The sequence below is a fragment of the Streptomyces sp. NBC_00425 genome, assembly GCF_036030735.1.
Classification (GTDB): domain Bacteria; phylum Actinomycetota; class Actinomycetes; order Streptomycetales; family Streptomycetaceae; genus Streptomyces.
In genome coordinates this window covers 229,800-255,383 of sequence record NZ_CP107928.1, presented here as the reverse complement: position 1 = coordinate 255,383, position 25,584 = coordinate 229,800, and the positions used below count along the sequence as shown (strand labels likewise).

Annotated in this window: 26 protein-coding genes and 6 pseudogenes; 19 read left to right on the top strand and 13 right to left on the bottom strand. The window is 69.8% G+C overall.

Annotation, left to right across the window (positions count from 1 at the left end; translation table 11 throughout):
- Nucleotides 1-19: 19 nt before the first annotated feature.
- Entirely contained in the window at nt 20-985 is a 966-nt protein-coding gene (locus tag OHS82_RS01065; protein ID WP_328433013.1) for an NAD(P)-dependent alcohol dehydrogenase, read from the bottom strand.
- 108 nt (nt 986-1,093) lie between these two features.
- Between OHS82_RS01065 and OHS82_RS01060 the strand changes: the two genes are divergently transcribed.
- Nucleotides 1,094-1,774 carry a TetR/AcrR family transcriptional regulator gene (locus OHS82_RS01060; protein ID WP_328433012.1) on the top strand — a complete coding sequence of 227 codons (681 nt, stop codon included), beginning with the start codon at nt 1,094-1,096 and terminating at the stop codon, nt 1,772-1,774.
- Nucleotides 1,775-1,851: 77 nt separating this feature from the next.
- Nucleotides 1,852-2,236: pseudogene (locus OHS82_RS01055) on the top strand (IS5 family transposase); the annotation flags it as partial.
- A 314-nt stretch (nt 2,237-2,550) separates the two neighbouring features.
- On the opposite strand, the gene OHS82_RS01050 reads toward OHS82_RS01055, so the two are convergent.
- Nucleotides 2,551-2,736 carry a hypothetical protein gene (locus tag OHS82_RS01050; RefSeq protein ID WP_328433011.1) on the bottom strand — a complete coding sequence of 62 codons (186 nt, stop codon included), beginning with the start codon at nt 2,734-2,736 and terminating at the stop codon, nt 2,551-2,553.
- 276 nt (nt 2,737-3,012) lie between these two features.
- Nucleotides 3,013-3,588: a DUF4232 domain-containing protein gene (locus OHS82_RS01045; protein ID WP_328433010.1), complete on the bottom strand. Its 576-nt coding sequence runs from the start codon at nt 3,586-3,588 to the stop codon at nt 3,013-3,015.
- Between the two features lie 359 nt (nt 3,589-3,947).
- On the opposite strand from OHS82_RS01045, the gene OHS82_RS01040 reads away from it, so the two are divergent.
- Both OHS82_RS01040 and OHS82_RS43335 read left to right on the top strand, forming a co-directional pair.
- Nucleotides 3,948-4,583 carry a hypothetical protein gene (locus OHS82_RS01040; protein ID WP_328433009.1) on the top strand — a complete coding sequence of 212 codons (636 nt, stop codon included), beginning with the start codon at nt 3,948-3,950 and terminating at the stop codon, nt 4,581-4,583.
- Nucleotides 4,584-4,606: 23 nt separating this feature from the next.
- Nucleotides 4,607-4,909 carry a hypothetical protein gene (locus tag OHS82_RS43335; RefSeq protein WP_443041117.1) on the top strand — a complete coding sequence of 101 codons (303 nt, stop codon included), beginning with the start codon at nt 4,607-4,609 and terminating at the stop codon, nt 4,907-4,909.
- Between the two features lie 15 nt (nt 4,910-4,924).
- Here OHS82_RS43335 and OHS82_RS01030 read toward each other — a convergent pair whose 3' ends face one another.
- Complete coding sequence (locus OHS82_RS01030; protein ID WP_328433008.1) at nt 4,925-5,320, bottom strand: hypothetical protein; 396 nt, start codon at nt 5,318-5,320, stop codon at nt 4,925-4,927.
- Nucleotides 5,321-5,531: 211 nt separating this feature from the next.
- Between OHS82_RS01030 and OHS82_RS01025 the strand changes: the two genes are divergently transcribed.
- Together OHS82_RS01025 and OHS82_RS01020 are read left to right on the top strand one after the other, a co-directional pair.
- Nucleotides 5,532-6,419: a helix-turn-helix domain-containing protein gene (locus tag OHS82_RS01025; protein WP_328433007.1), complete on the top strand. Its 888-nt coding sequence runs from the start codon at nt 5,532-5,534 to the stop codon at nt 6,417-6,419.
- Nucleotides 6,420-6,509: 90 nt separating this feature from the next.
- Nucleotides 6,510-6,776 (top strand): annotated as a pseudogene (locus tag OHS82_RS01020) (TSUP family transporter); the annotation flags it as partial.
- Nucleotides 6,777-6,963: 187 nt separating this feature from the next.
- On the opposite strand, the gene OHS82_RS01010 reads toward OHS82_RS01020, so the two are convergent.
- From OHS82_RS01010 to OHS82_RS01000, 3 genes and pseudogenes are all read right to left on the bottom strand, one after another.
- A protein-coding gene (locus OHS82_RS01010; RefSeq protein ID WP_328433006.1) for an IS5 family transposase occupies nt 6,964-7,895 on the bottom strand; the annotation gives its coding sequence in 2 pieces (ribosomal slippage) (nt 6,964-7,545 and nt 7,548-7,895; 930 coding nt in all).
- Nucleotides 7,896-8,026: 131 nt separating this feature from the next.
- Nucleotides 8,027-8,663, bottom strand: a pseudogene (locus OHS82_RS01005) (transposase family protein); the annotation flags it as partial.
- A gap of 113 nt (nt 8,664-8,776) precedes the next feature.
- On the bottom strand, nt 8,777-9,241 hold the full coding sequence (locus tag OHS82_RS01000; protein WP_328433005.1) for a hypothetical protein: 465 nt from the start codon (nt 9,239-9,241) through the stop codon (nt 8,777-8,779).
- A 224-nt stretch (nt 9,242-9,465) separates the two neighbouring features.
- Here OHS82_RS01000 and OHS82_RS43330 point away from each other — a divergent pair.
- The 6 genes and pseudogenes from OHS82_RS43330 (at nt 9,466) to OHS82_RS00965 (ending at nt 13,321) form a co-directional block, all read left to right on the top strand.
- Nucleotides 9,466-10,550 (top strand): IS630 family transposase gene (locus OHS82_RS43330; RefSeq protein WP_443061761.1). Its coding sequence is split into 2 segments (ribosomal slippage): nt 9,466-9,991 and nt 9,991-10,550, totalling 1,086 coding nucleotides; the frame shifts between segments, so codons are not numbered across the junction.
- Nucleotides 10,551-10,844, top strand: a pseudogene (locus tag OHS82_RS00985) (IS5 family transposase); the annotation flags it as partial.
- An 83-nt stretch (nt 10,845-10,927) separates the two neighbouring features.
- Nucleotides 10,928-11,540, top strand: a pseudogene (locus OHS82_RS00980) (TetR/AcrR family transcriptional regulator).
- A 47-nt stretch (nt 11,541-11,587) separates the two neighbouring features.
- On the top strand, nt 11,588-12,004 hold the full coding sequence (locus OHS82_RS00975; protein WP_328433003.1) for a hypothetical protein: 417 nt from the start codon (nt 11,588-11,590) through the stop codon (nt 12,002-12,004).
- Nucleotides 12,001-12,492: a MaoC family dehydratase gene (locus OHS82_RS00970; RefSeq protein ID WP_328433002.1), complete on the top strand. Its 492-nt coding sequence runs from the start codon at nt 12,001-12,003 to the stop codon at nt 12,490-12,492. Before OHS82_RS00975 ends, OHS82_RS00970 begins: the two co-directional genes overlap by 4 nt.
- A 160-nt stretch (nt 12,493-12,652) precedes the next feature.
- Nucleotides 12,653-13,321: a lysophospholipid acyltransferase family protein gene (locus tag OHS82_RS00965; protein ID WP_328433001.1), complete on the top strand. Its 669-nt coding sequence runs from the start codon at nt 12,653-12,655 to the stop codon at nt 13,319-13,321.
- A 265-nt stretch (nt 13,322-13,586) separates the two neighbouring features.
- Here the strand turns inward: OHS82_RS00965 and OHS82_RS00960 are convergent, their stop codons facing one another.
- The 3 genes from OHS82_RS00960 to OHS82_RS00950 all read right to left on the bottom strand — a co-directional run bounded on the left by OHS82_RS00960 (nt 13,587) and on the right by OHS82_RS00950 (nt 16,157).
- Nucleotides 13,587-14,276, bottom strand: a complete 690-nt coding sequence (locus OHS82_RS00960) for a response regulator transcription factor (protein ID WP_328433000.1) — start codon at nt 14,274-14,276, stop codon at nt 13,587-13,589.
- Nucleotides 14,273-15,385, bottom strand: a complete 1,113-nt coding sequence (locus OHS82_RS00955) for a sensor histidine kinase (RefSeq protein WP_328432999.1) — start codon at nt 15,383-15,385, stop codon at nt 14,273-14,275. Before OHS82_RS00955 ends, OHS82_RS00960 begins: the two co-directional genes overlap by 4 nt.
- A 178-nt stretch (nt 15,386-15,563) precedes the next feature.
- Nucleotides 15,564-16,157, bottom strand: a complete 594-nt coding sequence (locus tag OHS82_RS00950) for a hypothetical protein (RefSeq protein WP_328432998.1) — start codon at nt 16,155-16,157, stop codon at nt 15,564-15,566.
- A 387-nt stretch (nt 16,158-16,544) separates the two neighbouring features.
- Here OHS82_RS00950 and OHS82_RS00945 point away from each other — a divergent pair, with 387 nt between their 5' ends.
- The 4 genes from OHS82_RS00945 to OHS82_RS00930 all read left to right on the top strand — a co-directional run bounded on the left by OHS82_RS00945 (nt 16,545) and on the right by OHS82_RS00930 (nt 19,809).
- Nucleotides 16,545-16,997: a GntR family transcriptional regulator gene (locus OHS82_RS00945; RefSeq protein WP_328432997.1), complete on the top strand. Its 453-nt coding sequence runs from the start codon at nt 16,545-16,547 to the stop codon at nt 16,995-16,997.
- A 4-nt stretch (nt 16,998-17,001) separates the two neighbouring features.
- Nucleotides 17,002-17,934, top strand: a complete 933-nt coding sequence (locus OHS82_RS00940) for an ABC transporter ATP-binding protein (protein ID WP_328436006.1) — start codon at nt 17,002-17,004, stop codon at nt 17,932-17,934.
- Complete coding sequence (locus OHS82_RS00935) at nt 17,931-18,986, top strand: ABC transporter permease (protein WP_328432996.1); 1,056 nt, start codon at nt 17,931-17,933, stop codon at nt 18,984-18,986. Before OHS82_RS00940 ends, OHS82_RS00935 begins: the two co-directional genes overlap by 4 nt.
- Nucleotides 18,987-19,350: 364 nt before the next feature.
- Nucleotides 19,351-19,809 carry a S8 family serine peptidase gene (locus OHS82_RS00930; RefSeq protein ID WP_443061760.1) on the top strand — a complete coding sequence of 153 codons (459 nt, stop codon included), beginning with the start codon at nt 19,351-19,353 and terminating at the stop codon, nt 19,807-19,809.
- Between the two features lie 157 nt (nt 19,810-19,966).
- On the opposite strand, the gene OHS82_RS00925 is transcribed toward OHS82_RS00930, so the two are convergent.
- Complete coding sequence (locus OHS82_RS00925; RefSeq protein WP_328432995.1) at nt 19,967-20,332, bottom strand: STAS domain-containing protein; 366 nt, start codon at nt 20,330-20,332, stop codon at nt 19,967-19,969.
- A gap of 151 nt (nt 20,333-20,483) precedes the next feature.
- Between OHS82_RS00925 and OHS82_RS00920 the strand changes: the two genes are divergently transcribed.
- Both OHS82_RS00920 and OHS82_RS00915 read left to right on the top strand, forming a co-directional pair.
- Nucleotides 20,484-20,960 (top strand): ATP-binding protein, encoded by a 477-nt coding sequence (locus OHS82_RS00920; RefSeq protein WP_328432994.1) that lies wholly within the window; start codon nt 20,484-20,486, stop codon nt 20,958-20,960.
- A 246-nt stretch (nt 20,961-21,206) separates the two neighbouring features.
- Nucleotides 21,207-21,519, top strand: a pseudogene (locus tag OHS82_RS00915) (membrane-associated oxidoreductase); the annotation flags it as partial.
- Nucleotides 21,520-21,589: 70 nt separating this feature from the next.
- On the opposite strand, the gene OHS82_RS00910 reads toward OHS82_RS00915, so the two are convergent.
- Nucleotides 21,590-23,407, bottom strand: a complete 1,818-nt coding sequence (locus OHS82_RS00910; RefSeq protein ID WP_328432993.1) for a bifunctional sugar phosphate isomerase/epimerase/4-hydroxyphenylpyruvate dioxygenase family protein — start codon at nt 23,405-23,407, stop codon at nt 21,590-21,592.
- Nucleotides 23,408-23,505: 98 nt separating this feature from the next.
- A complete protein-coding gene (locus tag OHS82_RS00905) occupies nt 23,506-24,384 on the bottom strand; it encodes a shikimate dehydrogenase (RefSeq protein ID WP_328436005.1) in 879 nt (292 codons plus the stop codon).
- Nucleotides 24,385-24,545: 161 nt separating this feature from the next.
- Here OHS82_RS00905 and OHS82_RS00900 point away from each other — a divergent pair, with 161 nt between their 5' ends.
- Complete coding sequence (locus OHS82_RS00900) at nt 24,546-25,211, top strand: TetR/AcrR family transcriptional regulator (protein WP_328432992.1); 666 nt, start codon at nt 24,546-24,548, stop codon at nt 25,209-25,211.
- The last annotated feature ends 373 nt before the right edge of the window (nt 25,212-25,584 follow it).

Below are 25,584 nucleotides of genomic sequence, written 5' to 3'. Positions count from 1 at the left end.
AGCACTTTCCCAACAAACCCTAGTCGACCCTGACCACGTACTTGCCCCGCACCCCGCCCGCCTCCAGCGCCCGGTGTGCGGCCGCTGTCTCTTCCAGCGGGAAGACCGTGTCCACCGCCGGTCGCAGCTTCCCCTCTGTCACCTGGCGGGCGAGGTCGTCGAAGAGCGCACGTTCGGGGTTGCCGCTGAAGAAGCGCACCCGGCCGCGTCCGTGGACGGCGCTGGCTGCGATGTAGCCCAGCGAGGCGGCGGGCCGCGTCAGGTCGAAGGCGATGGTGACCATGCGTCCGCCTGGCTTCAGCATCCGCCGTACGGTACGCAGGTCGGTGCCCGCCGTGTCGAGGACCACGTCGAACAGCCCCAGTTCCGCAGGGGACACGTTCCGGTGGTCGGCGGCGTGGTGGGCACCGAGCGTACGGACGAAGTCGAGGTTGGCAGCGCGGGCCAGGGCCGTGACCTCGGCGCCGTACGCCTGTCCAAGCTGGACGGCGGCGTTGCCGACGCCGCCCGCCGCGCCCCGTACGAGCAGCCGTTCGCCGGGGCTCAGTGCGGCCTTGTCGCGGAGAGCCGTGACGGCCGTGGTGGCCACTGGCAGTGCGGCGGCGGCCACGAGGTCCAGCCCGTCCGGGACCCGGCCGAGCCGCTCGGGCCGTACCGTCACGTACTCGGCGGCGCTGCCGAATCCGGAGTTGCGGCCCAGGGCGCCCCACACCCGGTCGCCGACCGCTACGCCAGTCGCGCCGGTGCCGAGTGCGGCGATTTCGCCAGTGAAGTCCAGCCCGATGCGCTGCGGGAATTTTCGGCCGGTGATGAGGCGGAGCCGACCGGAACGGGCGGCCAGTTCGGCGCCGTTCACGCTGAACGCGTGCACGCGTACGAGGACCTCGCCGGGTGCCGGTCCGGGGCGGGGCACCCGGCCCACGTACAGCACCTCGGGGCCGCCGAAGCGGTCGAACAGTACGGCTCTCATCGTGCGGTCGTCCATCGTTGTGTTCTCACCTTCGCCACAGTGGCCGTGCGGGGGGATCGTGGCGCCGAGCGTAGGCTGGCAAGCGGACGAGATCGTCCAGTTGACCGGAGGTGAGAGACAGTGGTGGGGGAATCCTCTCGGATCGCGGGGCAGGACAGTCTGCGGGCGGACGCCCGGCGCAACCGGCGGCGCATCCTCTCGGCTGCCCGCGTGGTTTTCGCCGAGCACGGCATCGACGCGCCCATGGCGACCGTGGCCCGGCGGGCGGGGGTCGGCGTGGCGACGCTGTACCGGCGTTTCCCGACGCGGGACGCCCTGGTGCGGGCCACGTTCGCGCACCAGACGGACGCCTGTGCTCAGGCGCTCACCGAGGCGCTGGCCGACCCCGATCCGTGGCAGGGCTTCCAGCGGCTGGTCGAGACGGTCTGCGAACTACAACGGGAGGAACGGGGCTTCCCGGCCGCGTTCGTCTCGGCCTTTCCGGACACCACGCGAGAACACGCGCGAGTATGTGAACAGGCCGAGCGGGACTTCATGGCCCTGGTCCGCAGGGCTCAGGCGGCGGGCGCGCTGCGGGCCGACTTCCACCCCTCCGACCTTGCCGTGGCCCTGTTGTCCCACTGCGGTCTGGTCACCGCATTGCCGGGTGACCGTGCGGCGTCCCGGCGTCTGGTGGCGTACTTGCTCCAGTCGTTCCGCGCCGAGGCGGCCCACGGAGCGCTGCCGGCGCCGAGCGCACTGTCGCTGCGCAGTCTTCCGCTCGCGGCCGACGGCTCCCAGGGACAGCAACCCTCCAGGGCCTGATACAAAGCGGCGCCTGCCGCGTAGCCCGCTCTTCAGTCGACCGTGCCATTTTCGCAACAGGCCCTATGATCACCGAGCGGACCGGACTGCCCCTTTCTGTCGGAATCTCCGGCGCGAACCTGCACGACAGTCAGGCCCTCGAACCGCTCGTGCGCGGCATCCCGCCCATCCGCTCGCGCCGCGGACCTCGCCGCCGACGGCCCGCCAAGCTCCACGCCGACAAGGGCTATGACTGCAGCCACCTGCGACGGTGGTTGTCCGGCCGAGGCATCCAGCACCGCATCGCCCGCAGAGGCATCGAGACTTCGCAACGGCTCGGCCGCCACTGTTGGACCATCGAACGCACCATGTCCTGGCTCGCCGGATGTCGACGCCTGCACCGCCGCTACGAACGCAAAGCCGACCACTTCCTGGCCCTTCACCAGGATCGCCTGCACCCTCATCTGCTACCGCACACTCACCAAACAGGGACGGATACGGCCGGCTGGATTCGACCTCCTGCGACGCCAAGTCCTCCTCGTGGACTGAGCACCGCCACTCGCCGTTACCGGACCACAAGAAGTGGATCAGAAGCGTGGCAATTCCCCAGCGGCGGCCACTTGGCGGGGAGCGATCTGGCCGCCGGTGGTCTTCCGATATGAACTCCAAGGCGACCGGGACGGGTTGCTGGTACTGAGTGGCGAACGGGGCCTGCCGGGCGTGACCGCGACGACGCGGGTGGTGCCGGCTCGTCGGTAATGCCCCGGGCAAGCCGGACAGGACGCACCGCCGACCGGTCATCGCTGACCACCGGTCGGCGGTTGCACCGGCGATCCGGTCTCCGGCTGCTCGGCTCCGGCCACACCGGTGCCAACGCCGTCGTCATCGCGCGGAAACCGGCTCCCCAGTGCCTGCAGAACCCGGTTCGACAGGCCCGCACAGGCATCACGGCGGAACGCCGCGTACGGATCGACCTTGGACATGCGCGGCATCCAGCGACCCCTCACCACACGAAGCGCACCGATCCTCCTGCCGCAAGGCACCAAGCGGTGTCGAAGGACGGTGATATCACTCTCCGACAACACCGGGTGCTGTCCCGTCTGAGCGACGAGTGGTGTCAGATCCCAGGCTCTGGTCCACTTCGTGTGATGTGGTCACACTGAGTGAAGTACAAGTACTCGCGCGAAGTGCCTCGTGAACGTGCAGGTCAGGGCGTTGCGATCGTCGTGCAGGCTGCTCGATGTGTGGGGACGGTGGGGTCAGGAAGGCTTGACTGCCGAGACCGGGGTGACGGTCACCTTGTTGTCGCACTCGGCCCACACCCCGTCGTTCAGGGCGACCTGGTGCTTCCCGGAGTGAGGCAGTCCGATGACCATCGTCGGATACGTCACCGGGTCCTTGCCCGACACGCAGTAGCCGTCGGCTTCCCCGTGGACCTGGACGAAGGTCAGCTTCACCCAGGCCTTGCCGTGCGGCCGGATCGTCACGGTGGCCGCCCCGCCGGTGCGGGTGACCTTGAGCGGGGTGTTGTGGGCGGGGGAGCCGTTCCCGGCGCCCGCGACCGTCGGATGGCCCTTCAGGACGCACGTCCTGCGGGAGACGTTGGTGAACTGCACGACCGCCGCCCCGGTCCCGGTCCCGACGGGCCGGTGCACGGCCTGCCGGGCGCTGACCTGGAGGGCGGAGGCCGGGCAGGTGGGCGGCGGGGTGGAGGTGGTGGTGCTCGCCGCCATGGCGGTGCCGGGCAGGATGCCGGTCACCGCGGCCGCGACGGCTGTGACCGCCGTCGTCGCCAGAGCCGCCCTGCGAATGCCGTTGCTGTTGCTGTGCCGCATGCTGTCGTCCCCCTGAGTCGTCTCGTCCGCGGGTTTCGGTCGTCGGTTGTTTCCCGCGGTACGCGTGGTCGTGATACGTGAGTGCAGACAGGGCGGGAGAGCGGCAGGGTTCCGTGCGGCAACTACTTGTGACGGAACGGTGACGGCCATCTGCAGTCGTTCGTGCAGATAGTCGTCCTCGGGATACGCGGGAGGCATGGCGGGCGGTACGGCCTCCACGCCGTACCCGGCCTTCTCCGCGACAGGGCACGAGGCGGCGTTGCCGACTTGGTGCAGCAGTTTCCAGCCAGCTCAGCCCGGCGGGAGCGAAGGTTCTGCCAGAAGATCGAGTGGGTAACAGACCATACTCAGGGGGAGTAATGAATCACCGCTCAAACCGTGTACTCGGCATCACTGTCGCCACGTTGATCGGCCTCGTCGGTTGCGGCAGCAACAAGCCTGCCAGCAAGCCTGCGCCTGAGTCCCGCTCGACCGCTATGCCTGCGTATGTGGCCGCCTACCGCGCCGGATACACCGTGGGCAAGGCGGTCTATGACTCTTCGGGCAAGGGTGCGGCCGTGCACGAAACCGTGTGGGGCGGCTGCACGCGGCGGGCCCTGCGGGCCGGCAGTGCTGCCGAGGTGGATCGTGGCGCCTGGGTTCAGGGTTGCCTCAACGGCGTCGCCAACGCCCCTGAGCAGATACCCACCGGTCCTGTGACCACACGGACCCCGGACGCGAAGCTCCTGGAGCAATTCCGTACCTGGGCTCGCGCCAAGGGCGAAGGACAGCAAGTCGACCACACCCGCGCGCTGATCGAAGTCCAACTGACCGAACACGACTATGACGTTGAAATAAGCACGGACTACCCGGCAGGATCCGGAAAGTCTGAATCTGAAACGCTCGCCCACAGCTTCGTTGAGTGGTGGGACGGTGACCATGGCCGGGATGGCATCGCCAGGAACATTCTGATCCTCGGGGCAGATGGCAAAAAGTTGACCGCGCAACGCATCTGACTTCTATGTGGTGCGGACCGGGTGTGCCTGGCGGCAGCTGCCGACGGCACTTCGCGCCGTGGCCGACGGTGTACTGGTACTTCACGTGGTGGCACGACGATGGGACGGTCGAACGCATCCATGACGCCCTGCGCGAGGCTGGGGTGCGGCCCCGTCGGCACGAGGCTCCGCTCGTGGAGCTGCGCCGTGCCGGCCTCGCGGTCGACTCCACCATCGTCCGAGCAGACCAGCACGCCGCCGGGGCCTGTCCAAAGCCGGCCCTGGCCGCGAGCTGGTCGACCGCCACCATCTACCCCGCCGCCATCTTCATCTGGTCAGCGAGATGATTTGAAGGAAACGGCCTAGCAGTGGGGCAGCAGGTTGACGTCGTACCTGAACCCGTACGGGTCGAGGTTCACGTCGCTCACCCACACGTTCCGGTTGCCCGTGTCGTCGTCCGTGCGGAGCCACACCGAGCTCGTATGGCCGTTGCCCGTGTAGGTGACGCTGTACGTGTAGCAGTAGAAGTAGCTCCGGCCCGCGTACAACGTGCCGGCGTGCGACTCGTTGTGCCAGTCGGGGGTCCAGTGGCTCCACTGGTCGACCACCGTGTTCAGGTAGACCAGTGAGGCAGCCTGACGCGCTGCCGCCGGGGCCGCCGATTCTGGCTGGGAGGCCGCCGCTTGGGAGGCGCCGGCGAGCAGTCCGGCCGTCGCCAGCAAGGCGAGGAGTCCGCTTCGATTTGTTCGCGTGGGCATGGGTCCATCTCCTCCTGTTTGTTGCCGCGGTGTCGAGGCCCGTCCTGCCGACGGCCGGTCATCGCCGTCAACGCAGAGTGAGCCTCAGCCCTCCCGCCGGCAGTTGCAGGCTTCTCATCGGCTGCCCGGATGACCGAGCAGGCCCTAGCCTTCGGCACCGACCGCCGGGAGTCTTGTACGAAGGCGCAATCACAGCGGAGGAACGTCAGCAGTGACCGAACCGTTCGACCAGCCCGGCGAGTACACCGGACATCCCGCCGCATCCTTGCGCGGCATCGTCGTCGGCTATCGAGGCCACCGAATGGAGGGCGCGAGGCCCGCGCGGGTCACCCTTCCCTCGGCGACCGTCACCCTGCTCCTGGCGTGGGGTCAGCCGCTGACCATCCACAGCGGTCCCGAACAGCCGGTGCCGTCCGCTTCGTGGCCGGCGATGATCGCAGGGTTGCAGACCACGTCCACGCTCGCGGGCTTCGACGGATCCGGGTATGCCCTCGAGGTCGACCTCACGCCGCTGGGCGCCTACCAGCTTTTGCACATTCCCCTGCAGCACCTGGCGAAGACAGTGATCGACCCGGACCACATCATGGGATCCGGCTGGACTGCAAACGCCACCGAACAACTGGCCGCCGCACCGCACTGGCCCCGCCGCTGGCAGATTCTCGACGCCCTGCTCACCCGGCGGCTCCGAGGCGGGACGCCTCCTTCGCCTGCTGCGGTCAAGGCTTGGGCTCTGCTGCGTGATCGTGGCGGCGCCGTGTCCTTACGCGAGCTGATGCTGGCTACCGGCCTCGGTCAGCGCCGCATACAGGGGCTGCTGCGCGAGCACATCGGGTTGCCTGCTCAAACGCTCTCCCGCATCATCAGGTTCCACCGGACCCTGACCATGGCATCGAACAGCCTGGACTCGCTCGCCGACCTGGCCAGCCTGGCGGGATACCACGACCAATCCCACATGAACCGAGACTTCCGAGCCCTCTCCAGCCAGACACCACGAGAACTGCTCGACATCATGCGCCGAACACCACCCCGGCGCAGCGTCGGGCACATCCAGTCCTTCAGCGACTTCGGGTCCCGCGAGCCAGCCAGCCGTCCTACATGACTGCTTCTGCCTCGCCAAAAGGCCGGGACGGGTCCGGGAGTTGTCGCGCGGCGATGTGCCGTGTCCCGGTCGTCGCCGGTGCCCGTGTCGACGTCGCTGGCCCTGGCCGTCGGCGTGGCCGGGGGCATCTACGGAATCGGGGGTGGCTCGGTGCTCGGCCCGATCCTCGTCGGCCGCGGCGCACCGGTCGCCACCGTCGCACCCGCCGCCCTGGCCTCCACCTTCGTCACCTCCATCGTCGGCGCGGCCACCTACGCGCTGCTCTCCCTCGCCACCACCGGCGACGTAACCCCCACCTGGCTGCTGGGCCTTTCCTGCGGCGCCGGCGGTCTCCTCGGCGGCTACCTCGGCGCACGCCACTCGGGAGGGTCCGTGCCCTACGACCGCACCATCCGCCTCGGCATCGACTTCGACACCACGCGTCACCGCCGTGCACAAGGCTCTGGGTGATCAGGGCTTCGGCGTCCTCGCCGAGATCGACGTCAAGGCCACCCTCAAGGCCAAGCTCGGCCACGACGTGGAGGACTAGGCACTGTTTCTCGGATCATGTGCGGAGCCAGATCATGAGGGCTGCGAGGGTGACGGTGCCGAGGTAGACGTAGGCCCGCTTCTCGTAGCGTGTGGCGACGGCGCGGAAGCTCTTGAGGCGGTTGATGGCGCGTTCGACGGTGTTGCGTTTCTTGTACCGCTCGCTGTCGAAGCCGGTGGGGCGGCCGCCTCGGGAGCCGCGGTTGCGCCGGTGCTTTTGCTGGTCCAGGCGTTCGGGGATGGTGTGCGGGATGCCGCGTCGTCGCAGGTAGCGGCGGTTTCTGCGGGCGGTGTAGGCCTTGTCTGCCAGGACGCGGTCGGGCCGGGTGCGAGGCCGTCCGACGCCGATACGGGGTACGGAAACCTGCTCCAGGACCCGCTCGAGTTGAGGGCCGTCACCGTAGTGCCCTGGCGTCAGCAGGAGGGCGAGAGGCCTGCATCGTCCGTCGGCGGCAAGATGGATTTTGGTGGTGAAGCCTCCGCGGGAACGTCCCAGGCACTCGCCGATCTGACTACCTCCTCCAGCCGGGCGGCCAGTTTTCCAAGCACCGGATCGGCCTGGTTCGTCCCCCGGTCGACCCCCTTTTGAGGATCCCCGGCCGGGGACGTCTTCCTCGCGCCGGCGGCATGCTGGTGAGCGCGCACAGCAGTTGAGTCCACCGACACATCCCAGTCGATTCGGCCTGCGGCGTCCTCGGCGGCCTGAACGCGAGACAGCAGCATCGCCCACGTTCCATCAGCTGACCAGCGGCGATGCCGTTTATAGACGGTCTCCCAAGGCCCGAACCGCTCCGGCAGGTCCCGCCACTGCACACCCGTCCGCACCCGGTACAGCACACCGTTGATCACCCGCCGGTGATCGCTCCACCGGCCCCCACGCGCACCACCACGAGGTAACAACGACTCCAGCCGATCCCACTCTGCGTTCGTCAGATCCCCACGACCCATACAGCCAGCCTGACCCCAACACCCCACCCACGTCAGGAGATTCGAGAAACAGCGCCTAGCCAAGCGCCGCCCGCCGGGCGGTGAACTCACCCTCGCCGAGCGGACCGAGAACCAGGCCCTGTCCGCAGCCCTGGTGCCCGTGCCGCGGCCAGAGCCCGGTTGACGGTCTTTTCGGTAGGGGTGAGTTCCCGCAGGGGCCTGCGTTTGATGCGCGTGGTCAGCCAGGGGCCACCGCCCTGGTAGGCGAGATCGGCCAGGATGGGAACGCCATGGCGCTCGCAGATGCGGATGATCCGGTGGGTGCGGGCGGCGGTCAGGTCGTGGGAGCGGCCCGGCAGCGCGGGCGAGAGCCACAGCAGCCGGCCGTCCGGATCGGTGACCACCTGCACGTTCACCCCGTGCCGGCGGCGCTTGTGGGAGTAGTCGGGCCCGTTCGTCGCCGACCCGGTCGCACTCGGCGAGCGTGCCGTCCAGGAGGACGAAGTCCGGATCCTGATCGCGTAGGACCTTCAGCAGGCCCGGTGCGCGGTCGGCGAGGAGGTCGATGACCGCGCTCGCTGGTGTGGCGTGGGCGGTGGACTCGCTGATCTCGAAGCCGGCAGCGACCTTCGCCAGGGTGGTGTGCTCGCGCAGGTACACCAGTGCCACTATCGCGCGCTGGGACGGACGGAGCTTGCAGCGGAGGTCACCCTCACGTGTGACGATGAGCCTGGTGACCCACTCCACGAGCGCATGTGGCAGGTCGAGTGCGGCAGGATAGATGACCAACGAGGCCCCTGAGCAGCGTGGTTGAGACGTCAGACATCTCGATCAACTGCCCAGGGGCCTCGCTCGTTGCGCTTCACGGACCGTCACCCGATCGGTGGCCCGCTTGAAGAAGCTCACTGACCGCCACACCACTGCACGCCTGGTGGCCTGCATGCCGGCTCGCCCCACCAGCGGCCCGGATCCCCGACGAGACCGGCGCACGGGCCACCGGGGTGCACGCCGGGCAGGAACGCGGCTCGGCCGCCGTCATCGAGGCGGTAGGTGTCACGTCGGGGGAGGGGCGGGCGGGTGCAGCCCCGTCCGTGGATCTGGCCGTCGGAGTGCTTCCAGAACGGGCAGCACGGCGTGAGCGGCGGGACCTGCTCGCCGGCCTCCAACGGTGCCGTGCGCTGTGCCTTGGCCCGTGCGCGATGGTGCGCGCTTCGGCACAGGCCGTCGGCGGCGAGCAAGCTGGGCGCGGCCCAGACGACAAGGATCCCGAGCAGCCACTCGTGGTTGGCGAGGAGCCAGGCCGCGGTCACCACTTCGGTGAAGGCCAGGGTGCGGCAGGTGCGGGCGAGGGCGAGGTGTGGGGTCACGGATGGCTCCCGGTGGGTGGGCTGTTCCTTTGCGGATGCCCCGTCCCGCCCCCGTCAGCCCCGCCGGCCCGCGCAGGCGCCGATCGCCGGCACTCGGCTCCTGGACCAGGTCGCCGCCGAACATCCCCGCAGCCGTAAAGCGTGGGTCGACGGCGGCTACTGACCTTTGCGACGTAATGTCGTTGGGGGCTGACGATGTGTGATCGTTGCGGTATGCCGGTGGTGTGAGGTATCCGCAGGGTGGTGGGCTGACGCCTGAACGGCAGGCGTTTCGTGAGCGGATCCGGCTGGAGGCCGCGGAGCAGTTTGCTGCTGGTGTCTCCAACGCGGAGGTCGCCAAGGACTTACGGGTGAGTGTGCGCTCGGTGCAGCGTTGGCGCCGGGCCTACCACGATGCGGGCGCTGAGGGGCTGCGGTCCGCCGGACCGGTCTCCGTGCCCAAGCTCAGTGAGGCCCTGTTCGCAGTACTCGAAGAGGAGTTGGCCAAGGGGCCGGTCGCGCACGGCTGGCCGGACCAGACCTGGACGCTGGCAAGGGTCAAAACGCTGATCGGACGCCGGTTCCACAAGAGCATGACGCTGTCGGCGATCGCGCGGATGTTGCACCGGCACGGCTTCAGCCACCAGGTCCCGGCCCGCCGAGCCGTTGAGCGAGACGAGGCGGCCGTGGCGGGCTGGGTGAAGGAGACCTGGCCGGAGGTGGAAGGTCCGTGGCGGCGCTCGATGTCTGGCTGTGCTTCGAAGACGAGGCCGGCTTCTCGATGACGCCGCCCACCGCACGCACGTGGGCCCGGCGCGGATGCACCCCCGTCATCCGAGTGCGCGGACGCTCCCAGCGACGCTTCTCCGTTGCTGCCCTGGCCTGCTACAAGCAGGGCGAACGCTCACGGCTGATCTACCGGCCCAAGCGGCACACGGATCACAAGCGGGGTGGCAGACGCAGTTTCACCTGGACCGACTACCGTGACCTGCTCATCGCCGCCCACCAGCAGCTCGGCGCCCCGATCGTGCTCGTGTGGGACAACCTCAACGTCCACAAAGACCGCCGGCTGCGGGAGTTCGTCGACACCCACGAGTGGATCACCTGCTACTTTCTGCCGGCCTACGCGCCGGACCTCAATCCCGTCGAGGGCATCTGGTCCCTGCTGCGGCGCAGCAGCCAGGTCAACACCGCCTTCACCGACCCCGAACACCTCATCAGCACGCTCCGACACGGTCTCCGCAAGATCCAGTACCGCAGCAACCTCATCGACGGATGCCTCGCCGAAACCGGCCTCACCTCGACGACACCACGACAACAACGTCAGTAACGCCGGCGCCTCGTCGAGCACGCAGCCACCCGCGGCATCGACATGGAAATCACGCAACGCACGCCCGGCACCAGGGGATTGACCCCGATCCCGAAACGGCGAGTGGTCGAGCGGACCTACGGCCGGCTCATGCTCCACCGCCGCCTGGCCCGCGGCTACGAAACCCTCCCCACCCGCTCCGAAGCCCTGACCCATATCGCTGTGGCAGACGTGATGGCCCGCCGTCTCACCAGTGAGAACACCATCTCCTGGCGCGACCCGACACCGCAGATCGAACAGCAGATCCCGGGATGAACCAACGGGAAAATACGACCTCCCAGTCCGCGCAGACGAGTTGTCGCTAGACGCTGTCTACGAAGGTCTGGTAGACACTGTCTATGGATGTTGAAGGGCCCCTGCGGGAACGACTGGTCGATGCCGGCGTAGAGCTGGCGCTGTCCGAGGGCACCGCTTCGGTTGGTCTTCGGGAGATCGCCCGCCGGGCAGGCGTGTCGCACGGTGCGCCGCGGCGCTACTTTCCGACACACCGGGGCGCTGCGGTCGGCGATCGCGCACAGAGGCTTCGAGGAGCTGGGCGTGCGGTCCGCGGCAGCCACGGCCGGGACTGCCGTGCCGCGTGCTGAGTTGGCGGCGCTGGCGCGGGTGTATGTCACCTACGCACTGGAACATCGCGGCATGTTCGAGTTGATGTTCCGTCACGACCTGCTCGACAGCGGTGAGCAGAGTGGAGCTCCGGACGAGCCTCGGCTGCGGGCGGCGACGCTCCCGATGTTCCAGCGCGTCACCGAGCTCGTCGCTCGGTGCCGGGCACAGGCGTTGGAGCCTTCGGCGGCCGTCACTGCGGCCGCCCTGCGGGCGAACCTGCACGGCATCGTCCAACTGTGGTCCTGGGGCAGCCTGCAACTCGCCCTCGGCGGCGACGGTTCCGACAGTCACGACCGGCTGATCGAAGCTGCGCTGGCCGCCCATCCGGGGCCCGTGGTCTCATGACCGGGCGACTGCGACGCTCCTCCCGCCTCGTCAGCGTGGCCGGCGCGGTGACCGTCGCACTGGGCGGCACCGTTCTGCTGGTGGCGCAGCCCAGCCTGCAGCGTTCGCTCGCCGCGAGCCCGGCACAGATCCAGTGGACCAGTACCGGGTTTCCCGCATCTGCGACTGCTTGTGTCGGTCTGCTCGGCTTCGTCGCCGTCATGGTGACCGCCACCGCCACCGCCACCGCCACCGCCACCGCCACCGCAATGGTCGTGGGCGACGCGCCACGCGAGTACGCCGGAGCCGTCGTCGGCTTGAAAAGGACCGCGAGGAACATCGGCCCGACCTCTCGGCGTAGCCATCGCAGCGCAGGCGCTGCTGCCTCCCTGCGAACCATCTTGCTGCTCATGGCCGCGGTCGTGGCCCGCGGCCTCCTCCCCTCAGGACTTTTGCCCAGAGCTCGTAAACATGGAGCAACATGAATGGACACCAGGGCATGGACGGATTCACGGTCCCCATCGACGACCGGTACTTCGAGGACTACACAGCGGGTGCGACGTATGAGTACGGCAGCGTTGCGGTCACCGAGGAGGAGATCGTCGGCTTCAGCTCGCGTTACGACCCTCAGTCCTTCCATATCGATCCCGTCGCCGCGCGGCAGGGTCCCTTCGGCGGGCTGGTCGCCAGCGGCTGGCACACCGTCGCACTGATGATGCAACTGTTCGCCAGGCACTATCTGTCGAAGGTCGCGAGTCTGGGCAGCCCCGGGGTGGACGAACTGCGCTGGCTCAAGCCCGTGCGCCCCGGCGACCGGCTCCGCCTACGCCTTCGAACCCTCGACACCCGGCTGTCGAGCTCCGATCCGCGACGCGGCATCGTGCGCACGCTCGCCGAGCTTCTCGATCAGGGCGGCGAGCCGGTGCTGCGGGTGACGGTTGTGAACCTGCTGAGCGCCCGGGCCGGCGCATGACTGGTGGCACTCCGTCATCGCGCGGCCAGTTGGAGGCGCTCGGTACCGCGTACGTCCGGCATGCGCTGGAATGCCGTGCCATGTTCCAGTTTGCCGCCGCGGGCGAACGAGGGTCGCGCCAACGCGCGATGCGCACGAGCCATAGAGGAACGAGGCATTGATGTATGAGCACTTGAAGCGGCTGACCGGACCGGTGCTGCGTACCGCGGCGCGGCTCGAAGTCGTGGGCCTGGAGAATGTGCCGCAGTCGAACGGCGTCATACTCGCGTCCAACCACCTGTCCATCGTGGACTCCACCTTCCTACCGCTGGTGCTGGACCGACAGGTGACCTTCATGGCGAAGGCGGAGTACTTTGGGGGAGGCCCCTGGCCGACCCGGATCGTCTCGTCCTTCATGCGGGGCAGTGGGCAGGTGCCAGTCGACCGCGAGAACCAACGTGCGGCGGTAGCCTCGCTCGACGCGTGCCTTCGGGTGGTGAAGGACGGCGGTGTCTTCTGCATCTACCCCGAGGGCACACGCTCCCCGGACGGCCGGCTCTACCGGGCCAAGACAGGCGTGGCGTGGCTGGCTCTCAAGTCCGGCGCGCCCGTGGTGCCGGTGGCCATGAGCGGTACCGACCGCGTCCTGCCGCCCGGGCGGGTGCTTCCGCGTCCGGCCAAGGTCAAGGTCGCCTTCGGTAAGCCCGTCGACCTCTCCCTGTACGAGAGCTCCGCCGCTGACGCCGGTGCCCGAAGGGCCGTCTCCGACCTGATCATGCAGTGCATAGCGGAGGTCTCCGGCCAGGAGTACGTGCCCGTCTACGCGGCGAGGGCGAAGGAGCAGGGCTGACCCGGCCCTGGCCACACCTACACTCCCGGCACGCTCGGCCCGTTGTCGTTCGAGTCGGACCCGTCCGTGTCGCTTCCCCCGCGAGTGTGAGTGGGACGTGCTCGCCCGCAGCGGGTTCGTTGGCGCTGCCGGTGATCTGTGGACCGTCGGCTGCCCGACGCGCGGGTCAGCCCAGAGCGGACACTCCCGGTCGGGGCTGACCCGTGACCCGGAGACGCGTCAAAGGGGCAATGAGTTGATCGTGAAGCTCAGAAGGACTGGCCCGTCACCCGTTCCGCCGGGCCGGATCCTCCTCGGCGTGTATCCCATGCCGGTGCGCGTACACAATGGCCTGCGGACGGTCGCGGCTGCCGGTCTTGGCGAAGATCTGATGGATATGTGTCTTCACCGTGGAGCGGCTCAGGTACAGCCGGGCGGCGATCTCCGCGTTGGACAGACCCTGCGCGACCAGGCCGAGCACCTGGGCCTCGCGTTCGGTGAGGCCGTCGGGGAGGGCCGCGTTCTTCACAGTGTGGCCCGGGTCGTTGCGGCGGCTGGCGTGGATCAGGCGGGCGGCGGCAAGAGGGTCGAGCATGGTGTGGCCGCAGGCGGCGGCCTCGATGGCGCGGTGGATGTCCGCGGCGGAGGCATTCTTGGTCAGGTAGCCGGTGGCGCTGGCCTCGAGTGCGGCGAGGATGGAGTCGTCGTCGGTATAGGTGGTGAGTACCACGACGGCCGTGGCCGGACGCTCGGCCCTGAGCCGGCGCGTGGCCTCGACACCGTCGGTGCCGGGCATGTGAAGATCCATCAAGACCACGTCGGCCTCGTGCCGGGCAGCGAGATCGACGGCCTGAGCGCCGTCCGCGGCCAGTCCGGCGATGTGCACCCCGTCGACGGCGCCGAGGATGGTGGCCAGGCCCTCGCGCACGACCCGATGGTCGTCGGCGATGATCACGGAGATCGGTGTGGGGCTCATCGGTCATTCCCGTCGCTGAGGTTGCCCGGGTTGCCCCGTCGGTAGGGGATACGTGCGGCGACTCGCCATCCGCCGTCGGGCGTGGGGCCCGCCTGGAGATCGCCGCCCGCCTGCTTGACGCGTTCCCTCATGCCCTGGAGCCCCAACCCACTGCCGCTCGCGCGCAGCGCCGCAGACGTGGCAGGGCCCGGGGCGGGTCTCGTATTGCCGACCTGTACGGTCACGTCCCGCGTACCGAAGCCGACCCGCACGCTCACGCGCGTGCCAGGGGCATGTTTGGCGGCGTTGGTCAGTGCTTCCTGGGCGAGCCGGTAGAGCGCGAGCGCGATTTCGGCATCGAACTCCTGCCGGCCACCGTCCAGTTCGAGCTCTGCCTGATGGAGTTCGCAGAGCCGTTCGAGCTGCCCCGCCAGCGGCGTGGCCTCGCCCCGCAGCGCGCGGACGGCCTGGCGTGCCTCGTCCAGGCCCGTGCTGACCAGCTCGTGGCCGAGCTCGATCTGTGTGATGAGCTTCTCGCGCTGTACGTCGGTGCGGGCGAGAGTGTCGATCGCGGTGAGCTGGATCGACAGGGCGCCGAGGGTGTGGGCGAGCACGTTGTGCAGCTCGCGGCCCAGACGGTTGCGCTCACCGGCGAGTTTCGCCTCGGCCCGCGCGAGCTCGGTACGCCGGCGTTCCGTGGCGACCAGGGTGCTGTGTCGGGCACGCTGGTCGATCTCGCGTCGCCTGGCACCAGCCACCAGCCCGGCGAGAACCACCGCGGCGGTGCCCAACAGGCGCCCGGGAAACGGTCCGTGAGGGATCGCCGCGATGCAGTAGGCGACGGGACCGGCGGTGCACATCACGAGGGCGTCGACCGGATCGAACGCGACGGCGGCCATGCTCGCCGCGACGCCGGTGAAGATCAACCCATTGGCATCAGTGACCGCGAGCACCGCCCCGGCCGCGCACATCACCGCGGCGGCCACGTGAGTACCTCGGGTGCCGACGATCAGGACGAGCCAAGCCAGCGCGGCGACGGCCAAGGCGACGGGCGCCACGATCCCCGGGGCGGCGGGGAACGTGACGACGTTGATCCAGATCGACACGCCCAGCCCCACCAGCATGGCCATGGCCCGCGCCCGTGGGTCGGGAATCATGCCACTCAGCCCGATCCCGGGGTGGTCCACGGCCGGACTGAACCTTGTGGTGATACTCATCGGTCCGCATTATCCCAGGACGGCGTGCCTGAAGAACGCTCCCGCAGCGCACGGACAGCGCCGACGATCAGGCCGAGGAGCGGTATGAGGATCACCGTGCACCGCCCGTCGCATACGCTGCGCCCAGGACCGGGCCGGCCTGGGCCAGACGCGCGCGGCCTCGCACCCACAGCCCCAGGCTGCGGAACAGGCTCATGCTCACGGACAGGAAGACGAAGCCGTTCGTCAGACCGGCGGCGCTCAGGTGATGGGTGGTCAGGAACACGCCGAGCCCCACCGGAAAGATGTGCTGGGCGCCGTAGGCGAAGCCGAACCGGGCGGTGGTTACAGCGATCCAGACCGCCGCGTAACCGGCCCCCGAGCAGCTGACGGCCGCGGGGCCGCCTGGGGTGGGCGAGGTGCGCTGCCACGGCCAACCGCGTCGCCAATCCGTTTGGTGGTCGACGGACACCAGCAGCGGGCAGACCGAGAACAGCCCGAGCGCCGCCCCCGCCAGGGCGCCGGCGCCCTGTAGAAGCAGATCGTTCCCGCCGGTGGGGAGCGAGGTGAAGAAGAACGGCACGATAACGGCGACGCCGACGACCGGCCGGCCCACCCGGAACCAGCCGATCTTTCGGCGGCCGAGATCAGACTCCAGCACCACGGCCAGGATCGCCAGCTGCATGATCACGATGTTCGCTGTCATGCACCCACCCTCGCCGCGGCGTCCGGCCCTGCCATCGGCCTCCAGGCTGGTCACCGGGTGGAGATGCAAGGGCGGGGGGTGGAGACCGCGGTGCACTCCCACCGCCGAGGGCCGCTCCCGGCCTCGATCACCTGACGGTCATGTCGGCAGGCCCTCGCCCGCGAAGAAGCCGAACAGCGCGCGACCCGCAAGTGTCTGAGCGGGCGGTCCGATCCCGGACAGCCTCCTGCCAAGTGAATCCTCTTGCTGGACATGCCTTGTTCCCCTGTCCGCTGATGTCCCAAAAAGACGGCCGGCGCGCCTCCCACCCGCTTCTGCTCGTCCCCGGTCGGCATTGACAACCGTCCTCGCATCCCTCCACCATCATTTCACTAATCAAGTAGTGGAATGATGGTGGTGATCGTGGAGTACCGCATCGACAGGCGGAGCGGGGTCCCCGCCTTCCAGCAGATCGTGCAGCAGACCAAGCAAGCCCTCCGGCTGGGCGTACTCGTGCCGGGTGACCGGCTGCCCACCGCCAAGGAGGTCGCCGAGACCAGCACGGTCAACCCGAACACCACCCTCAAGGCGTACCGCGAGCTGGAGCGCGAGGGCCTGGTCGAACCGCGACCGGGCCAGGGCACCTTCGTACGCCGCACGCTGGGCCGCCCCGAGACGGGCACCGACTCGCCGCTGTACGCGGAGCTGGTGGCGTGGATGTCGAAGGCGGCCGGGGCCGGTCTGGAGCAGGAGGACGTGGCCGCGCTGGTCACGTCGGCGATGGAGAAGCAGTACGCCGCCGGGAACGTTGCGGCAACGGGGCCCACGGGGGCCACGACAACCAGGAGCACAGGTGAGTGAAGGTATGTACGCGGGGGAACCGGCGATCGAGGCGTACGGGCTGGGGATGCGCTACCGGCGGGGCTGGGCGTTGCGGGACTGCTCCTTCCGGCTCCCGGCGGGACGGATCTGCGGCCTGGTGGGACCCAACGGGGCGGGCAAGACCACGCTGCTGAGCATCGCGGCCCATATCCTGCAGCCGACGAACGGCTCGATCAGCCTGTTCGGTGGGGCTCCGGGCTCGGTGGAGTCCGGTCGGCGCACAGCGTTCCTGGCCCAGGAGAAGCCCCTGTTCCGCCGCTTCACGGTGGCGGAGACCCTGCGTCTGGGCCGGGAGCTGAACCCCGGCTGGGACCAGCGCGCCGCGGAGGACATCGTCCGCGCGGGCAACGTGCCCTTCGACGCGAAGATCGGCACCCTCTCCGGAGGCCAGCGCACCCGCGTCGCGATCGCCCTCGCCTTCGGAAAGCGCCCCGACCTGCTGATGCTCGACGAGCCGATGTCGGACCTCGACCCGGTCGTGCGCCACGAGATCATGGGCACCCTCCTCGCCGAGGCCGCCGAGCGCGGCACCACCGTGCTGATGTCCACCCACGTCCTCGCCGAACTGGAGAACGTGTGCGACTACCTCGTCGTCGTCTCCGGCGGCGGAGTGCGCCTCGCCGGTGACGTGGACGAGCTGATGTCCGTGCACACCCTGGTCACGGGCGCCATGGAGGGTGACGGCATGCCTCCCGCCCTCGGGCACCACACCCTCGTCGAGTCCCGGACCAGCGGACGGCAGTTCACCGCGCTCATCCGCCCCGAGGGCCCGGTCACCGGCCCCTGGGACGTAAACGCCCCGAACATGGAGGAACTCCTGCTCGCCTATCTCCGCTCATCCGACGCACCACCGCTGATCACCCCCACCGCCCAGGTCCACGGCCAGGGGTTCGGCACCGGGGCGGTGGCGGCATGAGCACCTTCACCCACAGCTCGACCAGCACCTCGACCGGCTCCACGAGCGACGGCAAGAACGGGACCATGAACGCGACCACCACGGAGGCCAACCGGCGCCCCCGACTCAGCGGTATGACCTGGCTGGTCTGGCGCCAACACCGGGCCGCGTTCTGGACGATCCTCGCCGCCACCGCGCTCTCCGTGGCCTGGATCGTCTACCAGCGCGGCCAGCTGGTCGACTTCCTCGACGGTTACGGCTATCCCGGCAAGAGCCTCGACGAGGCGGGCGGCAGGTTCCAGCAGTACAACGACGCGTTCTCCTTCGTCTCCGTGGGTCTCCAGGCGATACCCATCCTGCTCGGCGTCTTCCTCGGCGCCCCGCTCATCGCGGGCGACCTGGAGAGCGGCACCGCCAAGCTGGTCGCCGCCCAGTCCATGAGCCGGACCCGCTGGCTCGCCACGAAGCTGGCACTGGCCGGACTGGTGGTCGTGGTGAGCGCGGGTGTGTTGTCGGCGGTGTTCGGCTGGTGGTGGAACCCCGTCAAGTCCGAGGCCACGGTCATGGACTGGACCTCGAGCGCCGCGTTCAACACGACGGGCCCGGTGCCTGTGGCCCTCAGCCTCTTCTCCGTCTTCGGCGGGGTGGCGATCGGTGTGGTGCTACGGCGCACGCTGACGGCCATGGTGGTCACCTTCGGTTTCACCGTCGTCCTCCAGCTCGTGTGGGGCTACTTCCTGCTGTCGCTCGGCAACGTCGTCACGGTCACGACGAACAAGGGTGTCACGGGCGAGGACGCGTCCCCCTCGCTCCCCCACGGCGCCTACCAAATCGACGAGTCGTATGTCACCGGCAGCGGGGATCTGGTGGGCTGGGGCACCTGTTCGACGTCGCCGACCGACGCGGCACGGCAGATGTGCCTGGACAAGGCCGATGTCGTTGGCTGGTCGGTGCAGTACCTCCCGATATCGCAGATGAACGCCATGCAGTGGTTCGGGGCGTCGATTCTGTTCGCCCTGACCGCCGGTGTCGTGGCGTTCCTCTTCTTCTGGGGTCGTAAGCGGCTCGTCTGAGTCCGTACGCCCCGCGCCCCTTCGCGAAGGGGCGCCTCTTTCCCCCTCTGTTTCGTTGTCCCGTCCGCCGGGCTGCTCCGGCCCAGCACGCTGTCCGCCGCCGGAGCCCGGGTCAGCCGCGACCTGCCCAGCGTCAACGGGGACGCGCTGAAGGCCCGTAAGTCCGAGGGCGCCGACCTGTGGGAGACGCAGACGCTCACCGGCAGCGGGGGGGACGGCGCGGAAGAGGTCGGCCGCCGCCGACCGGGTCGAGAGGATCTGGCTCGATGGGAAGGTCGAGGCGGCCCTCGACCGGAGCACCGCGCAGATCGGTGCCCCCGAGGCCTGGGCGGCGGGGTACGACGGCACGGGCGTCAAGGTCGCCGTGCTGGACACCGGAGTCGACGGCACGCACCCGGATCCGAAGGGCCGTATCGACGCGGCGAAGAACTTCTCCGAGGCGGCTGACACGGTCGACCGGGTGGGTCACGGCACGCATGTGGCGTCCACGGTCGCGGGGTCCGGCGCGCACTCCGGGGGCACGTACAAGGGGGTCGCGCCGGGCGCACGGCTGATCAGCGGCAAGGTGCTCGACGACGGCGGCTACGGCGAGGAGTCCGGGGTCATCGCCGGCGCGCAGTGGGCCGTCGCGCAGGGTGCCGACGTGGTCAACCTCAGCCTGGGCGGCCCCGACAGCCCCGGTGACGACCCCCTCGAACAGGCGGTGAACGAGCTGTCCGCCTCCTCCGGCGCCCTCTTCGTGATCGCCGCCGGCAACGAGGGCCCGAGCGCCGGAACCGTCGGATCGCCGCGGGATTCGGGATTCCCGCGCGAGGTGTCGTAGCACACCGACACCGGACTGCTTGAGGTCGCGGAATCGGTGATCACCTGGGCGCGGGGGCGCGAGCGGTTGCCGGAGTCGGTGAGTCGGGTACTGGACGCTGCCGTGCGCGGACACGGGTGCCAGGACGGCTCCCTGGGCTCGCCCGGGTAGCACCCGCTCAGGGGCGCAATGCCTGTTCCAGGGTCGGGTGGCAGGCGATGATCGCGTCAACGCCGACCAGCTCGAGGACACGCAGAACGGGCTCCTGGGCCGCGGCGATCCGCACCCAGCCGTCGGTGGCGGTGGCGGCGTGGTGGGCGGCGACGAAGACGTTGATGCCGCTGGAATCCATGAACGAGACGCCGCTGAGGTCCACCACCAGTCGCGCGGGCACCGTGCCGTCGCAGGACAGCAGGGCGCTGCGAAGCCTGTCCTTGCCGTCGTGGTCGATCTCGCCCCGCACGCTCACCACACGGACCCCGTCGACGATGCGCTCTTCGATCAAGAGCTCCGGCCGGCCCGCTGTGTCGTTGTCGCTCACCATGTCCTCGACGGTTCTAGGCGCGCCCGCGTTCGGGCCTGCGGGGATGAGTCTGCCCCGCCCGCCCGGACCGATGCACAGGCGTCGGTGCCGGACAGCATGGCGCAGGCATGTATACGGAGAGGGCGGGTAGCCGGGCGTGCGTGAATGGAGCATGAGGGCGGCACCAGGGGGACCCCATGCCGACGGAAACGGCGATAGCGGGCAGGTCGAGCACCTGATCCGCGCAGGTTACGCGCTCAGCGGAGGCGCCGGCTGCATCGCCGAGGCCCGTCGGCACGCTCTCGCCTTCCTGAACCAGGCCCAAGCCGACTACCCCGTGCTGGTGTCCGCCCGCGCGCGCGATCTGACCCAGCTGGTGGTCAGTGAGCTGGTCACCAACGCCTGCAAATACGCCCCCGGCCCGGTCCTGGTCGAGCTGGGCATCAACGTCCACGTCGTGGACGTCATTGTGTGGGACAGCGACCCGGTCGTGCCCGCGGCCCGCGCCGCCGACCCTGACCGAGTCGGCCAGCACGGCCTGGAGATCGTGAAGGTCGTCAGCCAGGTCCTGTTCGTCGAGCCGCAGTCCGTCGGCAAACGCATCACCGCCCGCATCCCCCTTGAAGCGGCCGGCAGCAGCCCCCACTGACGAACACGCCCGCCCGCCAGGCAAGCCCGAATCCGCACGCCGACGACCGAGCACCGGGCGGCCTAGTGTTGCGTGGCCTGCAGGGCCGTCCCCGTATCCGTACAGGTCACTACGCTGTTCTGCCGTGGTCGGATCGCTAACATCCCCGTTGCGGCTGCTCTGCCCATGTCCCTTGGATGGAGTGAGGGAGAGAGGGATGGGCGGGGCGGCCGCGGCCAGGGTCGGGGCGCGCTCAGCCGGTTGCGCCTCCAGGACGCTGCCGTCGGCTACGGCTTCCGTCCGCCGCGCGCCGCCGTCCGGCTGCTGTCCCTGCTCGCCGCCGACTTGATCGTGTACGCCGCGGGCACCCTCCGCCGCCGCTCAAGGCGGACGAGGCACCCGAGTTCGACCTCGTCTTCTACACCCTGGACCTGCTGCTGCCGGTGATCTCGTTCGGGCAGGAGGGCGCGTTCGCGCCGAGCGGCGGGGATCGGACGATGTCGTACCTCCTCGTCGTCACCGCTGGATCCTGGCCACGACGGTCGTCTCGGGCGTGACCCGGACGGTCAGCCGCCAGTGAGCCGTCCGCCGCGCGGCGGAAGGGCAGCCGTCGGCCGGCGGCGGGTCGGCGGCGGGTCGGCGGCGGCCGGTCAGCGGGCGGTGTGCTGTGCGGCGAGCCGCACCGGCGCGTTGGCGGCGCCGTAACCCCGGTAGCCGCCGTCGCGCTGGACGAGTTCGAAGAAGACGCGGCCCACCGTGCGGGTGTAGCAGTGCCGGAAGGTACCGTGCGCGTCCTGGTCGTAGAGGATGCCGAGGTTCCGGTAGGTCTCCAGCTCTCCGTCGGCGAACTCGAAGCGGGCGGCGAGGTCGTCGTAGTAGTTCGCGGGGATCGGCAGCAGATGTCCGCCGGCCGCGGTGAAGCGGCGGGCGGCGGCGACCACGTCGTCGGTGGCCAGCGCGATGTGGCGGGCGTGCGCGGTGTCGTCGCCGGGGGCGGCACCGACGGTGAGGGGGAAGCGTACGGCGCCGTCGCCGCTGGTCACGGCCCGGCTGCGGAGCAGCCCGTAGGGGTCGGCGACGTCGACGCTCTCCTGCGCGTCGAGTCCGAGGACGCCTCGGTGGAAGAGGACGGCCTCGTCGAACTGGTGCCAGGGCTGGGTGAGCGCCACATGGTCGACGTACAGGGCGCCGGCGGGTGCCGGGGTGTGCGGGTCGTCCTCGAAGTCGGCGCGCCAGTCGGGCAGGGCAGGGCGGTGTGTGGCGCACAGGAAGAGTTCGGTGCCGTCGGGGGCGGCGACGGCGTCGAGCGGGGCGTCCGCGGCGGCGCGGCGGCGGGGCAGGACGGGGGCGAGGAGGGCCTCGGCGCGGCGGGCGGCGGCGGCCGGGTCCGGGGACTCCAGGCCGATCGCGGCGAGGGTGGTGCCGTCGACGGGTGTCCCCCCGCGCGAGCGGAGCCGGGAGTGGGGCAGGGCGGTCGGTCCGGTGTTGACGAGGATCCGGGCGTCTCCCTGCTCCCACAGGTCGACGGGCTTGCGCCGGTGGCGGGCGGTGCGGGCGAAGCCGAGGCGGCCGAGGAGAGCGCCGACGGGTTCCGCGTCGGGGGTGACGAGCTCGGTGAAGGCGATCCCGGTGGGTGTGACCGGGGCGGGGAGGGCGGCGACACCGACTTCCTCCTGGAGCAGCAGCAGGGAGCGGCGGGCGTCGACGGCGGTGGGGCCGGCCTCGGCCTGGCGGAGGACGTCGTTGAAGACCTCTAGCGAGAGCGGGCCGTCGTATCCCGTACGCAATACACGGCGTACGAGATCCACCACATCGAATCCGCCCTGCCCCGGGAAGCAACGGTGATGGCGGCTCCACTGGAGCACGTCCATGCCGAGCAGCGGGGCGTCGGCCAGCTGAAGGAAGAAGATCTTCTCGCCGGGGATGTCCTCGATGTCCTTGGGGTCGGAGCCGCGGGACAGGATGTGGAAGCTGTCCAGACAGGTGCCGAGGGCGGGATGGCCGGCGGTGTCGACGATGCGCCAGGCGTGGTCGTACGTGCTGACGTGCCGTCCCCATGCGAGCGCCTCGTAGGCGACCCGGACACCGAAGTCCTGGGCGAGGTCGGCGAGCCGGGCGAGCTGCTCGGCGGCGAGGGCGTCGTCGTCCTCGGCGAGCGAAGAGACGCTGGAGCAGACCAGGACGGTGTCCGCGCCGAGCCGGCCCATCAGCTCGAACTTGTGGCGGGCGCGGCGCAGGTTCCGGGCGAACTCGGTCTCGGGGACGGCCTCGACGTCGCGCATCGGCTGGTACAGGTCGACGGTCAGCCCGAGATCCGCGCAGCGGGCGCGGACGTCCTCGGGGGTGAGGGGGCTCGCGAGCAGGTCGTTCTCGAAGATCTCGACGCCGTCGAAGCCGGCGCGGGCGGCGGCCGCGAGCTTCTCGGTGAGGGATCCGCTCAGGGAGACGGTGGCGATGGACGTACGCACCTGGGCACCTCGTGGTTCATTCTGGTCGCTTCGCGGGGCGGCGGGGCGGCGGCTGCCGGGAGGCAGAGGGCAGGGAGGCTGAGGCAGAGAGGTCGTGGCTACTTGGGGGCGGGGAGGGCGTCGGCCAGTTCGGCGATGTCGGCGAGCATGCGGGCGCTGTCGGGTTCCCGGCCGGTGAACAGGCGGAACGCGTCCGCTGCCTGGAAGGCGGCCATGCCGCCGCCGTCGAGGGTGGCGCAGCCGAGGGCACGGGCGGTGTGCAGCAGTTCGGTCTCCAGGGGACGGTAGACGACCTCGGCGACCCACAGCTGCGGCCGCAGCAGCGCGGCGGAGAGGGGCAGGCCGGGGTGGGCGGCCATGCCGGTGGGGGTGGCGTGGACGATGCCGTCGGCGTGTGCGAGCATCCCGGGCAGCCGGTCGAGTCCCGACGCGGCGGCCCGGCCCTCGCCGAAGTGACGGTTCAGGGCGGCGGCGAGCCGCTCGGCCCGCTCGGGCAGCGCGTCCACGACGGTGACCCGCCCGGTGCCGAGGGTGAGCGTGGCGTGCGCGACGGCCGCGCCCGCGCCGCCCGCGCCCAGCTGCACGACCCGCTCCAGCGGGACGTCCGGCAGCCCGCGGGCGAACGACGCGGCGAAGCCGGTGACGTCGGTGTTGTGACCGACGGCCCGGCCCCCGTCCTCGAAGACGACCGTGTTGACCGCGCCGAGCGCCTCGGCCTGCGGGGACAGCGCGTCGAGGTGCTCGATGACCAGCTGCTTGCACGGGTGGGTGATGTTCAGCCCGTCGAAGCCCAGGTCACGGGCGGCCCTCACCAGGTCGCCGACCGCCTGCGGCGCGGCCCCGAGGACGTCGAGGTCGATCAGCCGGTAGACATAGCGCAGCCCCTGCCGGTCGGCCTCCCTTTCATGCAGTGCCGGGCTGAGCGAGGGACCGATCCCGGAACCGATCAGACCCACGAGATACGAGTCCTTGGTCACGTCCTTGATCACGGGGGACCTCCTGAGCGGCCGGTTAATGTACGAACTGGTGAGTTAGTCATAGCATCCTTGCGGGCCGGCGGGGAAGCCCCTCACGCCTCACGGGACGGGAACGGCTCCTAGAATCGCTGCACCGCAGCCACGCCGCCCGAAGGAACCCGATGACCAGCGTCGACGAACCGGCACGATCCAACGGGCGCACGCGCGACGCCGCCCGGACCCAGGCCGAGATCCTGGACGTGGCGACCCGCGAGTTCGCCCGCGTCGGCTACGCCGGCGCCCGCGTCGACGACATCGCCGCCCGCACCAGCACCACCAAGCGGATGATCTACTACTACTTCGGCGGCAAGGAGCAGCTGTTCACCGCCGTCCTGGAGCGCGCCTACGGCGTGATCCGCGAAGCCGAGCAGCAGCTCGACGTCGAGCACCTGGACCCGGTGGCGGCGATCCGACGCCTGGCCGAGCTGACCTTCGACCATCACGAGCAGCACCCGGATTTCATCCGCCTGGTCAGCATCGAGAACATCCACGAGGCCGAGCACATCGCCGCCTCCGAGGAACTCGGCCGGATCGGCTCACCCGCGCTCGACGTCATCCGCCGCATCCTCGCCGCCGGCCGGGAGTCCGGGCTGTTCACCGCCGAGGTGGACGCCGTGGACCTGCACGCGATGATCAGCTCGTTCTGTTTCTTCCGGGTGGCCAACCGGTACACCTTCGGGGCGCTGTTCGGGCGTGACCTGGTGGATCCGGCGCAGCGGGAGCACTACCGGGCCATGCTCGGGGACATGGTGATCGCCTATTTGACGGCGGAGCGGGCGGGGGGCTGAGGGCGGCCCGCCGACCGCGGACCGACGGAACCCGGCGGTGGCCTGCGGACCGTCGACGGCTGACGGTCCGCAGGCGAGGGACGGCGATCGGTCGACGGCCGTATGCGTTCAGCAGACGGCGGTCGAAACGACAGTCGACGGACGGCAGTCGCCGATAGCCCGCATACGGCAGATCGCATACCGTCGCCCCTCCCTTCCGCCGAGACCTATTGACAGCGGCGAAACAACGGCGCAACATCACTGGCCAACCGCTACTAACTATCCAGTGGGTTAATTAGCCGGACGATCGACCCGGCGCAGCCGCCCCGCACCCCAGGGATCCGGCCCTTCTCCCCTTTTGTCCCACTCCTGCGTACGTTGGAGTCCCCCGAAG